Source organism: Chryseobacterium piperi, assembly GCF_002285635.2.
Classification (GTDB): Bacteria; Bacteroidota; Bacteroidia; order Flavobacteriales; family Weeksellaceae; genus Chryseobacterium; species Chryseobacterium piperi.
In genome coordinates this window covers 2,254,265-2,267,734 of record NZ_CP023049.2, presented here as the reverse complement: position 1 = coordinate 2,267,734, position 13,470 = coordinate 2,254,265, and the positions used below count along the sequence as shown (strand labels likewise).

The 13,470-nt window shown below is 35.5% G+C and carries 17 protein-coding genes; 5 read left to right on the top strand and 12 right to left on the bottom strand.

Annotated elements, in window-relative coordinates; genetic code table 11:
• Window positions 1-131: 131 nt before the first annotated feature.
• The 5 genes from CJF12_RS09840 to CJF12_RS09820 all read left to right on the top strand — a co-directional run bounded on the left by CJF12_RS09840 (window position 132) and on the right by CJF12_RS09820 (window position 3,672).
• Window positions 132-602, top strand: a complete 471-nt coding sequence (locus CJF12_RS09840; RefSeq protein WP_034682046.1) for an Lrp/AsnC family transcriptional regulator — start codon at window positions 132-134, stop codon at window positions 600-602.
• Window positions 603-670: 68 nt separating this feature from the next.
• Window positions 671-1,048 carry a hypothetical protein gene (locus CJF12_RS09835; RefSeq protein ID WP_034682044.1) on the top strand — a complete coding sequence of 126 codons (378 nt, stop codon included), beginning with the start codon at window positions 671-673 and terminating at the stop codon, window positions 1,046-1,048.
• A 98-nt stretch (window positions 1,049-1,146) separates the two neighbouring features.
• On the top strand, window positions 1,147-2,484 hold the full coding sequence (locus CJF12_RS09830) for an IS1182 family transposase (RefSeq protein ID WP_095591122.1): 1,338 nt from the start codon (window positions 1,147-1,149) through the stop codon (window positions 2,482-2,484).
• Window positions 2,485-2,722: 238 nt separating this feature from the next.
• Window positions 2,723-3,250, top strand: a complete 528-nt coding sequence (locus CJF12_RS09825) for a TetR/AcrR family transcriptional regulator (RefSeq protein ID WP_034686431.1) — start codon at window positions 2,723-2,725, stop codon at window positions 3,248-3,250.
• A gap of 2 nt (window positions 3,251-3,252) precedes the next feature.
• Window positions 3,253-3,672, top strand: a complete 420-nt coding sequence (locus CJF12_RS09820) for a nuclear transport factor 2 family protein (protein ID WP_034686430.1) — start codon at window positions 3,253-3,255, stop codon at window positions 3,670-3,672.
• Between the two features lie 49 nt (window positions 3,673-3,721).
• Here the strand turns inward: CJF12_RS09820 and CJF12_RS09815 are convergent, their stop codons facing one another.
• From CJF12_RS09815 to CJF12_RS09760, 12 genes are all read right to left on the bottom strand, one after another.
• Window positions 3,722-4,669 (bottom strand): transketolase family protein, encoded by a 948-nt coding sequence (locus CJF12_RS09815; protein ID WP_034686429.1) that lies wholly within the window; start codon window positions 4,667-4,669, stop codon window positions 3,722-3,724.
• Window positions 4,670-4,763: 94 nt separating this feature from the next.
• Entirely contained in the window at window positions 4,764-5,615 is an 852-nt protein-coding gene (locus CJF12_RS09810) for a transketolase (RefSeq protein ID WP_034686428.1), read from the bottom strand.
• 270 nt (window positions 5,616-5,885) lie between these two features.
• Window positions 5,886-7,325, bottom strand: a complete 1,440-nt coding sequence (locus tag CJF12_RS09805) for a sodium:solute symporter (RefSeq protein WP_034686426.1) — start codon at window positions 7,323-7,325, stop codon at window positions 5,886-5,888.
• Window positions 7,326-7,440: 115 nt separating this feature from the next.
• A complete protein-coding gene (locus tag CJF12_RS09800) occupies window positions 7,441-7,725 on the bottom strand; it encodes a GNAT family N-acetyltransferase (RefSeq protein WP_034686424.1) in 285 nt (94 codons plus the stop codon).
• Between the two features lies 1 nt (window position 7,726).
• Entirely contained in the window at window positions 7,727-8,125 is a 399-nt protein-coding gene (locus CJF12_RS09795) for an OsmC family protein (protein ID WP_034686422.1), read from the bottom strand.
• Entirely contained in the window at window positions 8,125-8,343 is a 219-nt protein-coding gene (locus CJF12_RS09790) for a (4Fe-4S)-binding protein (RefSeq protein ID WP_084675675.1), read from the bottom strand. The genes CJF12_RS09795 and CJF12_RS09790 overlap by 1 nt, the downstream gene beginning before the upstream one ends.
• Entirely contained in the window at window positions 8,324-8,923 is a 600-nt protein-coding gene (locus tag CJF12_RS09785) for a TMEM175 family protein (RefSeq protein ID WP_034686417.1), read from the bottom strand. Before CJF12_RS09785 ends, CJF12_RS09790 begins: the two co-directional genes overlap by 20 nt.
• Window positions 8,923-9,456, bottom strand: coding sequence for an NADPH-dependent FMN reductase (locus tag CJF12_RS09780; RefSeq protein ID WP_034686416.1), 534 nt, complete (start codon window positions 9,454-9,456; stop codon window positions 8,923-8,925). The genes CJF12_RS09785 and CJF12_RS09780 overlap by 1 nt, the downstream gene beginning before the upstream one ends.
• A 28-nt stretch (window positions 9,457-9,484) precedes the next feature.
• Window positions 9,485-10,384 (bottom strand): pirin family protein, encoded by a 900-nt coding sequence (locus CJF12_RS09775; RefSeq protein ID WP_034686415.1) that lies wholly within the window; start codon window positions 10,382-10,384, stop codon window positions 9,485-9,487.
• Between the two features lie 207 nt (window positions 10,385-10,591).
• Entirely contained in the window at window positions 10,592-10,909 is a 318-nt protein-coding gene (locus tag CJF12_RS09770; protein ID WP_034686413.1) for a GNAT family N-acetyltransferase, read from the bottom strand.
• Window positions 10,910-11,013: 104 nt separating this feature from the next.
• Window positions 11,014-11,889 (bottom strand): pirin family protein, encoded by an 876-nt coding sequence (locus CJF12_RS09765; RefSeq protein WP_034686440.1) that lies wholly within the window; start codon window positions 11,887-11,889, stop codon window positions 11,014-11,016.
• 118 nt (window positions 11,890-12,007) lie between these two features.
• Window positions 12,008-13,408: an MFS transporter gene (locus tag CJF12_RS09760; protein ID WP_034686411.1), complete on the bottom strand. Its 1,401-nt coding sequence runs from the start codon at window positions 13,406-13,408 to the stop codon at window positions 12,008-12,010.
• Window positions 13,409-13,470: the final 62 nt, after the last annotated feature.

Genomic DNA, 13,470 nt, shown 5'->3' with positions numbered 1-13,470 from the left:
GAATATTTTAATGATTTTTATCATCTGTGTTAATTATTGTTAATCTTTGTTATAATTTTTTTAGTTAAATTATTTTTTATAAATTTGCAAAAAATACATAGATTTTTTAAGAAAATTGTAATTTAACTAATATGAACTATCAACTGGACGAAATAGACAAAAAGATTCTTGATTTCTTAGTAGAAAACACAAGAATGCCTTTTACTGAAATTGCTAAGCAGATGGATGTTTCTGCAGGGACAATTCACGTAAGAGTGAAAAAAATGGAAGATGCAGGTATTATTTTGGGATCATCCCTTAATATCGATTATGGTAAGTTGGACTATCACTTTACAGCCTTCATTGGAATTCTTTTAACTAAATCAAACCGTACTCAAGAAGTATTGAAGGAATTATCAACAATTCCTAATGTAATTGAAGCGAGTGTGATTTCTGGAAAATACAATATTTTCTGTAAAGTAAGAGCGAAGAATACTGATGACGCAAAGAGAATCATCTATCAAATAGACGATATTCAGGATGTAATGAGAACTGAAAGTATGATCTCTATGGAAGAATACTTAAGCGATAAAAATAGATTGATCAACGCTATTTCTATCTAATCAAATTGTAAACGAATATTTATAGAAGAACTTATGAAATTACTCATAAGTTCTTTATTTTTGTAGCTATGGAAGAATACAGTTACTTTGATGAAGATCCAAAGAAAGGATGGGGTTTTATTTTAGCATTTGCATCTCTGATGTTATTTACAATCATGGGGTTGGGAATTGATGTAGATGAATATCTGCAACATGATTACCTTAATATTCCGAGGTGGTATTTTTATGTTATTTTTTCTATAGATATCCTGATGATGCTCAGTCTTGTCTTAATGTTTTTTTATAAGAAAATTGGAATCTTTACGTTTCCGGTATTATTGGTTTTGCACTTCTTTATGCATAGCTATTACCTGTCTACCTTCTTATATACAGATGTGACCAACCTTTTCCTGTTTACAGGATTCGGAATGCTCGCTATTATTCCCAAATGGAAATTCTTTAAATAATATGAATACAAAGAGGCTGTCTCAAAAGAGATAGCCTTTTTTATGCAAAAAGGAAAGCTTTCGCTTTCCTAATAGTTGCAAATTGATTAATTTGCATTGTGTTAAGTACGTCAAAAGTAGTCTTTAAAGATTACACCCCCAAAGAAAATCTGCTTTTTCCTCCCAATTTATCGGAGTTGATTGATGAGCGACATCCTGTGAAAATTGTTTCAAACATTATTGATGGCTTGGATATCAAAAGCTTAATTAAAACCTACAAACCTGGCGGAACATCTTGCTACCACCCAAAAATGCTTTTGAAAGTTTTGATTTATGGCTATTTAAGCAATATCTATTCAAGCCGCAAAATGGAGCAGGCCTTGAAAGAAAACATCCATTTTATGTGGCTCTCTGCAATGAGCCGTCCCGATCATAACACCTTAAACAGGTTCCGTAGTGAACGATTGAAAGGTGAGATTAAAGCTATTTTCACACAAATTGTTCTTCTTTTGGAAAAGGAAGGTTTGGTAAGTCTGAAAACCACTTTTGTAGATGGCACCAAGATAGAAGCCAATGCCAATCGCTATACTTTTGTTTGGGGAAGAGCTGTCAAAAAACACAAAGAAAGGATTGCAGAGCAATTAGAAGAGCTTTGGAACTATGCAGAAACAGTTGCCAAAGACGAGCTTGAAAATACAGAAAGTATTGATTTTAAAGAAGTAGATTCTGAAAAAGTAACTCAAACCATCGAAAAGATCAATGAAGTTTTGAAAGATAAAAAAGTAGCTTCAAAAGTTCGTCAGAAACTGAATTATGCTAAGAAAAACTGGGCAGATAATTTAGAGAAATATAAAAAACAGCAAGAATTATTAGAAGATAGAAATTACTATTCCAAAACCGATACAGACGCTACTTTTATGCGAATGAAGGAGGATCATATGCGAAACGGACAACTAAAACCCGCTTACAATCTACAAATTTCTACCCATAGACAATTCATTTTACATTATTCAATTCATCCCAACCCAACAGACACCAAAACATTAGCGACTCATTTACTGGGTTTTGAAGAAAGCTATCATAAAGCTCCCAAAGAGCTTGTTGCTGATGCTGGTTATGGCTCAGAAGAAAATTACAACTTGTTAAAATCTAAGAAAATAAAAGCTTATGTTAAATATAATTACTTCAGAAAAGATCAGAAATCGGGACAAATAACCACTTCACAAAACAATCCTAAATTGGCAAAAATCAGAGAAAAGGTTTTCAAACTTCTTAATACCAGCAAGGGCATCAAACTCAGAAAACAAAGATGCCATGATGTTGAACCTGTTTTTGCAGAGCTCAAACACAACAAAAATTTTAAACGATTCATGCTTCGGGGAAAAAATAAAGTCGAGGTAGAAATCGGCATACTCGCAATTGCCCACAATCTAAAGAAAATGTCAAAAGCAGCCTAAAACAGACTGCTTTTTTGACTTATATCTTCTTTTTTCCAAGATATTTTTTTTATTCAAAATATCGAAATCTTTTTTCAATGAAATACTAAAAAGAGACTGTCCTTTTGAGACAGCCTCTTTTTTTATTGTCCTTTTTATATGTAAACAGAATAGGAATAAAACTTTTTTTGAAAATAACAGACAGACTTGTCTGTCTGTATTGAAAATTATGATAACTTTGTATTATTAAATACCGGCAATGACGTCTCCAAAGCAAAGAATTATAGAAACTGCATTAAGATTATTTTCAACACAAGGATATAATACTACAGGGATTAATCAGATTATTTCAGAAGCAAATGTTGCGAAGGCAAGCTTTTACCAATATTTTAAGTCTAAGGAAGATTTGTGTGTAGAGTTTCTTAATGCCAGACATACCTATTGGTTTAATGCGCTAAATAGCTTTACAGCGTCAGAAACGAGGGTGAATTCCAAAGTAATTGCATCTTTTGACTTCCTGATCTTTATGAACAAAAAGGAGGATTTCAGGGGCTGTAGCTTTCTTAATACCTTATCCGAAATTCCAATGGATAATCAGAAAATATTAGCAGTTATTCAAAATCATAAATCAGATTTACGAAGCTATTTTTTGGAACTGCTAAATAATCAGGAACTATCTGATCATGTTTACCTGCTTTTCGAAAGCAGTATTATAGAAAGCCAAATGTTCAGATCAAATGAATTAATAGAAGTATCAAAAAGACTTATCACCAATTTAATACAATAAAAATGGAACAGAAACATCCGCTTCCGCCTTTTACTCTTGAAACGGCGAAAGAAAAAATTCAGATGGCAGAAGATGCCTGGAACAGCCAGGATCCTGAAAGAGTGTCCAAAGCTTATACTGTAGACAGTGAATGGAGAAACAGAGATAGGTTTATTAATGGAAGAGAAGAAATTGTTGAATTTCTTCGTGAAAAATGGGCTAAAGAATTGAACTATAAACTCAGAAAAGAATATTGGGCACACACTGATAACCGCATCGCAGTTCGCTTTGAATATGAATATCAGAGAGAAAATGGAGATTGGTTCAGAGCTTATGGAAATGAAAACTGGGAATTTGATGAGAATGGTCTGATGAAGAAAAGATATGCAAGCATTAATGATCTTCCGATAAAAGAAGAAGAACGAAAGTTCAAAGGTGTATAATCAAAAAAGCATCCCATTGGGATGCTTTTATTATATATAGTAAGATTGATTACTTCTCTAAAATCCTTTTAACCGCTTCTTTTACAGCTGCAGCGTCAATTTTATATTTCTTCATCAGTTCAGCAGGAGTAGCAGATTCTCCGAAACTGTCATTTACCGCTACGAATTCTTGTCTGGTAGGTCTTCTTCTTGCCAACATTCCGGCAATAGACTCTCCTAAACCACCTAAATAGTTATGCTCTTCAGCTGTAACGATTTTTCCTGTTTTCTCAACTGATTTTAAGATGATCTCTTCGTCCAAAGGTTTGATCGTATGGATATTGATCACCTCACAAGAAATACCTTCTTTTTCAAGCTCATCTGCTGCTACAAGAGACTCCCAAACCAAATGTCCTGTTGCAACAATGGTTACATCCTTACCTTCTTGTAAAAGAATTCCTTTACCGATTTCAAAAGGCATATCTTCAGGAATAAATACAGGAACTGTAGGTCTTCCGAATCTTAAATATACAGGTCCTTCAAAATCAGCAATAGCAATAGTAGCTGCTTTTGTCTGATTGTAATCACAAGGATTGATCACAGTCATTCCCGGAAGCATTTTCATCATACCGATATCTTCCAATACCTGGTGTGTAGCTCCATCTTCTCCAAGAGTAAGACCAGCGTGAGAAGCACAGATTTTTACATTTTTACCGGAATAAGCTACAGACTGACGAATCTGGTCATAGACTCTGGAAGTAGAAAAATTAGCAAAGGTTCCTGTAAAAGGAATTTTTCCTGTGATGCTAAGACCTGCAGCTATACCAATCATGTTAGCTTCTGCAATTCCTACCTGGAAGAATCTCTCAGGTGCTTTTTCAATGAATTTTTCCATCTTCAAAGAACCAATAAGATCCGCACAAAGTGCTACTACATTTGGATTCTTGTCAGCAAGCTCAGCTAATCCTGCACCGAATCCTGAACGTGTATCTTTTTTTTCTGTATATGTATATTTCATTTTTTACTAGAATGTTTGATTGTTGATAAATCATAAATGATAATGAATGACTAAATGATTAAATAAAATTAAGAAATCATTTATCCATCATTGATTAGTAGTCTGCCGGAGCTTCCAGATAAAGTTGTTTAAATGCTGCTTCCAACTGCTCATCATTAGGAGCTTTACCATGCCAAGCGTGGCTTCCCATCATATAATCTACTCCGGAACCCATTTCTGTATGCAGCATGATTGCTACAGGTTTTCCTTTTCCTGTTTCAGCTTTTGCTCTTTCCAGAATATGAATTACCGCTTCAAGATCATTACCGTTTTTCTCTTCTAAAACGATCCATCCGAATGCCGCTAATTTAGCATGTAGATCTCCTAAACTTAATACATCATCCGTATCACCATCTATTTGACGTCCGTTATAATCGATTGTTGAAATGATATTATCAACTTTCTTAGCTGCAGCAAACATCAAAGCTTCCCAAATCTGTCCTTCCTGTAGCTCACCATCTCCGTGAAGAGAGTACACCAATGATTGATCACCATCCAGTTTTTTTCCTAAAGCAGCACCAATAGCTACTGAAAGTCCCTGACCCAAAGATCCTGAAGCAACACGAATACCAGGTAAGCCCTCGTGAGTAGTCGGGTGACCTTGTAATCTTGAATTCAATTTTCTGAAAGTCTTTAATTCTTCTACCGGAAAAAAGCCAAATCTGGCTAAAGTAGAATAGAAAACCGGTGAAATATGACCATTTGAAAGATAAAAATGATCTTCATTTTTACCTTCCATAGTGAAAGGAAGATGATAGTTCATTACTTTTCCGTAAAGTGCTGTGAAGAACTCCGTACATCCTAAACTTCCGCCCGGGTGTCCTGAATTAACAGCATGAACCATTCTTAAAATGTCTCTTCTGATTTGTGTAGCAAGAGATTTTAGCTCTTCAATACTTTTACTCATTATATCTGATTTATTTACACACAAATTTACAATTTTTTAACGGCTTAGCGAAATGTAAAATCCGGACGAAACCCCCGGATTTTGAATTATTTAAAGATTTTATTGCTTTTAACAGCCTCTGATAAAGGATCTTAAAACTCAGTGATCATATTATTAATCTTTTATGAATCATTCTAAAAATTAATTTTATTATATACTCACCACTCGTTTTACTTATGAAATAGGTTTCATTTATTGAGCTTAAATCCTATTGAATAGGGGTAGTTGATGTTATTTTTTTCTGATCAGCCATAAGCCAATAAAAGTTAGCAATCCATTAATGATCAGTAATTCCAAACCGATTTTAAATTCTCCGAAAATGTTTTCCTGGTATTTATCTATAAAAAAGGAAATTACAGGTGCTGCAATACAAATATATGGAACCAGCTTGTCTTTGACTTTGTATTTTGTGAAAATTCCAAAAGCAAAAAGCCCTAACAGAGGTCCATAGGTGAACCCTGCCAATTTCAGAATTAAACCGATCATAGAGTTGTCATTAATCATTTTAAAAATGACCACCATGACTAAAAAAGAAAGGGCTACGATGAGGTGAACATTTTTTCTGAAACGTTCTTTTTTCTGCTCATTCCATTCTTTCTTTTCCTTCATTCCGAAAACATCAATGCATAACGAAGAGGTAAGCGCCGTCATCGCACCATCTGCACTCGGAAATAACGCTGAAATTAAAGCGATAATAAAAATGATTGAAATAAATCCGGGCATATGATTCAATGCAATATCAGGGAAAAGTTGATCTCCAGAGCTGGCAACATTTTGTTCAGCACCATACAAATGAAGAAGACCTCCCATATATAAGAATAAAGAAATAACCCCTAAAAGAATAAATCCTAAGCTCACCATATTTTTCTGAGAATCTTTCAGCCTGGTTACGGAAAGGCTTTTCTGCATCATTTCCTGATCAATTCCCGTCATGGTTATCGTGATAAAAGCACCTGCTAAAACCTGCTTAATGAAAAAGCTTTTCTGGTTCGGATCGAAATCAAAGATTTTAGTGTATCCTTTTGACTGCATAGCTGTAAGGCTTTCTCCAACATTCAGACCTAAATGATTAAGCATATAAACAGTACAGATAATCAGTCCTAAAAGCATGCAGGAAGTTTGTAATGTATCCGTCCATACAATCGTTTTTACTCCACCTTCATACGTATACAGGATGATCATGAAGAGAATAACTAAAGTAGTTACAATAAAAGGGACTCCTAAACTGTCCAGGATCGCAACCTGGAGAATGTTTACAACCAGATATAGCCTGGCAGTTGCCCCGACTAATCTTGAGACAATAAAAATCCATGCTCCTGATTTATAAGAAAGCTGGCCCATTCTCTGTTGAAGATAGCCATAAATGGAAGTTAGTTTCAGACGGTAATATAAAGGCAGTAATACATAAGCGATAATAATATAACCGATAAGATACCCTACAGTAATCTGCAAATAAGAAAAACTATCTTTTCCCACTGCGCCGGGAACACTGACGAAAGTAACTCCTGAAAGAGAAGTTCCTATCATTCCAAATGCAACAAGCATCCAATTACTTTTTCGGTTTCCAATAAAGAAACTCTCATTGTCACTTCCTTTACCTGTTTTATAAGCTACCCAAAGAAGTAGCGCGAAATACACAATGATAATGGACAGTAATATAACTGGAGACATATTTTTCTTGAATTAAAATTTTACAAATATACTTTTTTTATGGTCTGATGAAAAAAGAAAAAACCTTCCAGGTATTTAGCCTGAAAGGTTTTTCTGTAATTTTTTCTTGTGTCAACTAGACCAGGACGTCCTGTAGATCTTCGTTTTTCTGGAAAGTAGCTTTCGCAAAAGGACAAAGAGCAATTATTTTTTTGCCTTCTTTTCTTGCGAAGTCTACCGCCGCTAAAACCATTTCCTTACCAACGCCTTTCCCGTTGTATGCTTCCTCTACTTCTGTATGATCTATAATGAATCTCCCTTCTCCAGCCCAGGTATAAGTCATCAGGCCTGCGTGGTTTCCGTCTATGAAAGCCTCAAAACTTCCGTGTTTTTCGTCGTTGTTTTGTTTTACTTCTGTCATATTATGAGAATTTGGTTAGTATTTCTATATCGTTATTTAAAATTTTATGGATAGGGCAGGCGTCTGCAATAGCATGAAGTCTTTTAAGCTGATCTTCATCCAGATCTGTTCCTTCAAAGCTGATGGCTCTTTCGAAAATAGCTCTTTTAGTGAGTGGAAAGTTATCCAGATTGACTTCTACATTAATGTTTTCAATATCCCATCCTTTTCGGTCAATATACATTCTTAAAGTAGCTGCTGTACAGCTTGCCAGAGAAGTGGCCAGAATTTCAAAAGGATTGAATCCTTTATTTTGCCCTCCCAGGTCTACAGGTTCATCCGTGATGATTTTGTTTTCACCAGCGGTTACTTCCGTATAATATTTTGTTTTTCCTAAACTTGCTTTTACCGTTACCCCCATTATTGTTCAGTATTGAATTTGTAAGTTAGCGCCCCTGAAGGACAATTTTCGATTTGATTTTTAAGTTCCTGTGCTGTTGCATTCTCGGCTTTTATCCAAGGCCGGTCCTTAGGATTGTAAACCTGAGGCAGCATTTTCACACAGATACCAGAGTGGATACATTTTTTAGGCATCCAGATCACGGTAATATTTCCGTTATTATATTCGTGTGTTTCCATTATCTTCTTCTTTTAATAATTTTTCGATTCTTCTATCCGGAATAAGCCATATAAGAGCAACTATATAATAAAAACAGATAGCAATATAAGGATAAAAAAATGAAGTGGCTATCCCTAAAATATAAAATATAATAGAAATATATTCTTTAAACTTAGCGTGTATAGCCTCTTTTAGTCTTGAATTCTCGCCTTCGCATTTAACAATTAAATTTTCCAGAATGGTATATGCAATAGCACACATAATCAATCCTATTCCATAAGCAGCAACAGGATTTTTGGCAAAATTAGTGGTTCCGATCCATTCCGTCGCAATAGGCATTAAAGAGAGCCAGAAAAGTAAATGCAGATTTGCCCATAGAATGGTTCCGTTAATTCTTTTAGCAGCCTGAAAGAGGTGATGGTGATTATTCCAATAGATTCCGACATAAATAAAACTGAAAATATAAGCCAAAAGTTTTGGAAGAATAGGCTTCAGACTTGCCCAACTATTCCCTTCCGGAACCTTGAGTTCAAGAACCATTATGGTGATGATAATTGCTAAAACACCATCACTGAAAGCTTCCAGTCTTCCTTTTGTCATTAGGCTTTAATCTGATTTTTGAAGTTTTCTATTTTTTCATTAAGCTCTTTAAGCATATCAGGATTAATAATTCCGTTTTCCAAATCAAAATTTTCGTAAAACTTTGGTAAGGAAAAAGTATCTTTCACTTCCGCAGCAAATTGAGGAAAGAATGTTTTTGCAGTATTCATGACATTGCCTCCGCCATAGCCTCCCGGAGAAGTACTCATAAGAAGCATGGGTTTATTCTGGAAGACCTTGACATTAATTCTGGACGACCAGTCAAAAATATTCTTAAATGCAGCGCTGTATGATCTATTGTGTTCAGCAAGAGAACAGATAATGATATCACATTCTTCTATCCTTTTTAAAAACTGATGGGCTTCCTCAGGAAATCCTTTTTTTTCAAGGTCTACAGAAAAAATGGGCATGGTGTAATCATTAAGGTCAATTAAATTAATATCCTCATCCGGAAAACTTTTCAGCACAAATTTTACCAGCTCCCTGTTGATGGAAGTGGAAGAGGAGCTTCCTGCAAATGCTAATACTTTCATGGTTTATTTTAATAGTTACCTTAAGTGGTTATTTTCTGTTTAGAATTGCTTTGGGAAGCGGGACATATTCCTGATCATCTTCCGGAACTAAAGGAAAAGCATCATGGTTCTGATCGTTCCAATTCACTTTTGCCTGTTCCAATAATTCTTTATCTGAGTTCACAAAGTTCCAGAATATAAAGCGCTCCTCATCGAACGGCTCTCCTCCAAAAAGATAAACTGTTGCGTTTTCGCTCATTTCAAACTCGCAAAGTTGGGTGTCTTTAGCTATTAAAAGCTGTTTCGAACCATAAGTATTGCCTTCTATATTCACTGTTCCGTCTAAGACATACATAGCTGCTTCACCATATAAGTCCTTGCCGATACTTATTTTTTGTGCAGTTTTAGTTTTAATTTCAATGAAGAATAATTTACTATGTACAGGAACCGGAGATGTTCTGCTGAATGCTTCTCCTGCAATTAACTTATAATGTACATCTCCTTCCTCCCAGGTTGGAAGTTCATCTGCTTCCGTATGATGGAATGTAGGCTCACTTTGTTCCAGATCTTTGGGAAGACCTACCCATATCTGAAAGCCGTGAAGCCTTTTATCGGTATCTCTTAAATATTCAGGAGTCCTTTCTGAATGCACAACCCCTTTTCCGGCAGTCATCCAGTTAACAGCTCCTGGTTTTATTTCCATAGCGCTCCCGATACTATCCCGATGGAATATAGATCCTTCAAGGAGGTAAGTTAAAGTGGATAATCCGATATGTGGATGAGGTGGAACATCCAGGTTTTGATAATCTTTTAATTCGGATGGTCCCATATGATCTATAAAAACAAAAGGGCCGACTGCTCTTTTTTCACGGAAAGGCAAAAGTCTTCCCACTAAAAAATTTCCTATATCTGCTGCTTTTTCTTCTATGATAAGTCCAATATTTGACATAAATAATGTTGTCTTTTAAAGTTAATAGATGCTTGTTTAAGTTGATTAAGATAAGAGAGGTTTTTTGTGAAGGCAAAAGAGCTAAATCGCAGAATTGTAAAGCTGCAAAATCAACGAAAATTTGTCATTCCGAACAAAGTGAAAAATTTCTTCATAGTCTTAATCTCAATCTTAAATAATTAAAACAAAGTTGATGTATTAATGATCTTAAAGTTGATCATATCTTTCAAATCTCTCGTCAACAATACGCTTCCATTCCGGATGCTTTTTGATATAAGCAAAAACATAAGGACAGAAGGGTAACAGTTTCTTAGTACTTTCTTCAATATACTGTAAGGTTTTTTCTACAACAGCTGCGGCTGCTCCGGTACCTGCCAATTCAGGATCTGCTTCTGTATGAACTAAAATAATCTGATCATCCGTTTCGCGGTAGTCAATAAATGCAAAATGTTTATCGACCTCTATTTCAAATCTTTTTTTAGATTCATTTTTTACTAAAGGAATATTTTCAAACTCCGGTTTCATTATTTTATTTTTTTATGTATAAAAACTGCCTTGATAAAGGTAATAAAAAAGCAATAATTAAATAACCAGATTAAGATTATTTAATTATTGCCTCATGTGTAAATTTAGTCTTCTAAATACCCGAATTTTCCGGTATTGAAATCCTCAAATGCCTGCATGATTTCTTCTCTTGTATTCATTACAAAAGGACCATGTGGAAAAATAGGTTCATTTAAAGGTTCTCCGCTAATGATTAAAACAATAGCATCTTCACCAGCTTCAATGGTAAATTGTTCTCCTTTATTTTCAAATAATACAAACTGATCGGCTGCTACTTTTTCAGTACCGTTGACAGTGATACTTCCCTCAATAACAAGGGCTGCCGTATTGTACTGAGCTGGAAAATTGAAATCTGCTTTTCCACCTGTTTTTAATTTAGCATTCATCATGTTTACAGGAGTGAATGTAAAAGCAGGACCTTTATTTCCGTTATATTCTCCGGCAATGACTTCTATTAATCCATTGTCACCAAGGTCTACTAATTTCATATCCGAACTTTTAATAGCCTGATACTTTGGCTTGCTCATTTTATCTTTTGCCGGAAGATTTACCCAAAGCTGAACCATCTGGAAAATTCCTCCAGTTTTAGACCACTCTGTTTCATGGTATTCTTTATGAAGAACTCCTCTTGCAGCAGTCATCCACTGTACATCTCCCTCTCCGATAACGCCTCCGCCACCTGAGCTGTCATGATGTTCTACTTTTCCCTGGTAAGCTATTGTTACTGTTTCAAAACCTCTATGTGGATGTACTCCTACACCTCTTGGTTTATCTGATCCGTTAAAATGAAATTTTGAATTATAATCCAGCATAATAAACGGATCCATTCTTTTCATATCCAATCGGTATGCGCTTGGGATAAAGTTGTGAACTCTAAAGCCATCTCCTACAAAATGTGCAGGTTTTGGTGATACTACGATTTCTACTTTTTTAGTTGTCATCATACTGTTGATTTTTTATATACACAAAAATAGGGTAGATCGCAGCCAATTACATTGATCTGTGATAAGTTCGGATATGCCTGATTCCTGTTGATGTATGTATCAGAAAAGATAAGGTTTATTCTTTGGATTTCATGTTTTTACCATCCGAAATATGAAGCCTCCTGAATACAAGTCCGGATAAGATCGTCAGAAGGCCTACCGTAAGAAAAGTAAGACGAAATGCATTATGTATTTCCCCCTGGATAAGGTCGGTACTTTCAAATATTTTTAAAACAATAAGTCCGAAAGCAATTCCGAAACCAATGGCAAGCTGTTGGTTGACGGATATCAGCGAATTACCACTGCTGGTTTGAAAATTTCTTAAATCAGCAATGGAGATGGTGTTCATTGAGGTGAACTGAATAGAATTGAAAAATCCTAAAACTGCTATGATAGGAATAAACCAGAATAGGGAAGTATGAATGTTGGGTATAGCTAACATACATATTAATGTTCCAATGATAAATGTATTAACCATCAATGTTTGGCGGTATCCGAATTTATCCAGGATTTTAATAACTGAGGATTTTCCGAATATGGCGGTTAAGGCCATTGGAGCTACGATCCAGCCTGATGTAACGGCAGATTGTTTGTAGGCGATCTGTATCATCAACGGGAGTAATAAGGGAACAGCGCTGATCCCTAAGCGGGTAGCAAGGTTTCCCACAATTCCAACACGGAACGTCCGCACCTGGAACAGGTTTAAAGGGAATATAGGGTTCCCACCCCTTTTTGCATGTCTGTAATAATAATATAAAAATAGGAAGCCTAATATAAATACTAAGAGTACCGGAGTGGTATTTTGCAGGTCTCCGAAAAGTTCCAGTGAAATGGACAACAGGAGGGAAGCAGCGGCGAAAATCATAAAACCTTTTAAATCGAAATCCACGTCCTTCGATTTGTAATTGGGCATAAATTTAATCCCTAAAATAATCCCCAGAATCCCAATAGGAATATTAATTAGAAAAATCCAGTGCCAGGAAAGATAATCGACCATATATCCTCCTACAAGAGGTCCTAATACAGGTCCTATTAACGCTGGAATAATGGCGAAATTCATGGCTTTTAACAGCTCGTTTTTATCAAATGTCTTAATCAGGGCAAGCTTACCAACCGGAGTCATGAGACTTCCTCCGACGCCCTGGATTACCCTTGAAATAACCAAATGGGTAAGGTTCTGAGATATAGCACAAAACATAGATCCCAAGCTGAATAATACCAATGAAAAAATAAATACTTTTTTTGTTCCGAACCGGTCTGCCAAAAAGCCGCTTGCAGGCATAAAAACCGCCAGCGTTAACACATAGCTGATAATGGCATTCTGCATATTAAGAGGAGATTCTTTCAGATCCTTGGCGATGGAAGGTAAAGAAGTGTTAAGAATCGTTGAATCCAGCATTTGCATGAAAATCGCAGTAGCAAGAATCAATGGAAGGATCTTTTTAACAGACGTTGGTGACGAATTGGTTTCAGACATTGTGTATCAGCTAGAATCTTTAAATAATTAAATCCATCAAAGTTTTTATGATGTCTTTGACT

What these genes read in the sequence shown, in the direction of transcription:
- CJF12_RS09840 (WP_034682046.1), top strand. Translation starts at nt 132, where the DNA reads ATGAACTATCAACTGGACGAAATAGACAAAAAGATTCTTGATTTCTTA.
- CJF12_RS09835 (WP_034682044.1), top strand. Translation starts at nt 671, where the DNA reads ATGGAAGAATACAGTTACTTTGATGAAGATCCAAAGAAAGGATGGGGT.
- CJF12_RS09825 (WP_034686431.1), top strand. Translation starts at nt 2,723, where the DNA reads ATGACGTCTCCAAAGCAAAGAATTATAGAAACTGCATTAAGATTATTT.
- CJF12_RS09820 (WP_034686430.1), top strand. Translation starts at nt 3,253, where the DNA reads ATGGAACAGAAACATCCGCTTCCGCCTTTTACTCTTGAAACGGCGAAA.
- CJF12_RS09815 (WP_034686429.1), bottom strand. Translation starts at nt 4,669, where the DNA reads ATGAAATATACATATACAGAAAAAAAAGATACACGTTCAGGATTCGGT.
- CJF12_RS09810 (WP_034686428.1), bottom strand. Translation starts at nt 5,615, where the DNA reads ATGAGTAAAAGTATTGAAGAGCTAAAATCTCTTGCTACACAAATCAGA.
- CJF12_RS09805 (WP_034686426.1), bottom strand. Translation starts at nt 7,325, where the DNA reads ATGTCTCCAGTTATATTACTGTCCATTATCATTGTGTATTTCGCGCTA.
- CJF12_RS09800 (WP_034686424.1), bottom strand. Translation starts at nt 7,725, where the DNA reads ATGACAGAAGTAAAACAAAACAACGACGAAAAACACGGAAGTTTTGAG.
- CJF12_RS09795 (WP_034686422.1), bottom strand. Translation starts at nt 8,125, where the DNA reads ATGGGGGTAACGGTAAAAGCAAGTTTAGGAAAAACAAAATATTATACG.
- CJF12_RS09790 (WP_084675675.1), bottom strand. Translation starts at nt 8,343, where the DNA reads ATGGAAACACACGAATATAATAACGGAAATATTACCGTGATCTGGATG.
- CJF12_RS09785 (WP_034686417.1), bottom strand. Translation starts at nt 8,923, where the DNA reads ATGACAAAAGGAAGACTGGAAGCTTTCAGTGATGGTGTTTTAGCAATT.
- CJF12_RS09780 (WP_034686416.1), bottom strand. Translation starts at nt 9,456, where the DNA reads ATGAAAGTATTAGCATTTGCAGGAAGCTCCTCTTCCACTTCCATCAAC.
- CJF12_RS09775 (WP_034686415.1), bottom strand. Translation starts at nt 10,384, where the DNA reads ATGTCAAATATTGGACTTATCATAGAAGAAAAAGCAGCAGATATAGGA.
- CJF12_RS09770 (WP_034686413.1), bottom strand. Translation starts at nt 10,909, where the DNA reads ATGAAACCGGAGTTTGAAAATATTCCTTTAGTAAAAAATGAATCTAAA.
- CJF12_RS09765 (WP_034686440.1), bottom strand. Translation starts at nt 11,889, where the DNA reads ATGACAACTAAAAAAGTAGAAATCGTAGTATCACCAAAACCTGCACAT.
- CJF12_RS09760 (WP_034686411.1), bottom strand. Translation starts at nt 13,408, where the DNA reads ATGTCTGAAACCAATTCGTCACCAACGTCTGTTAAAAAGATCCTTCCA.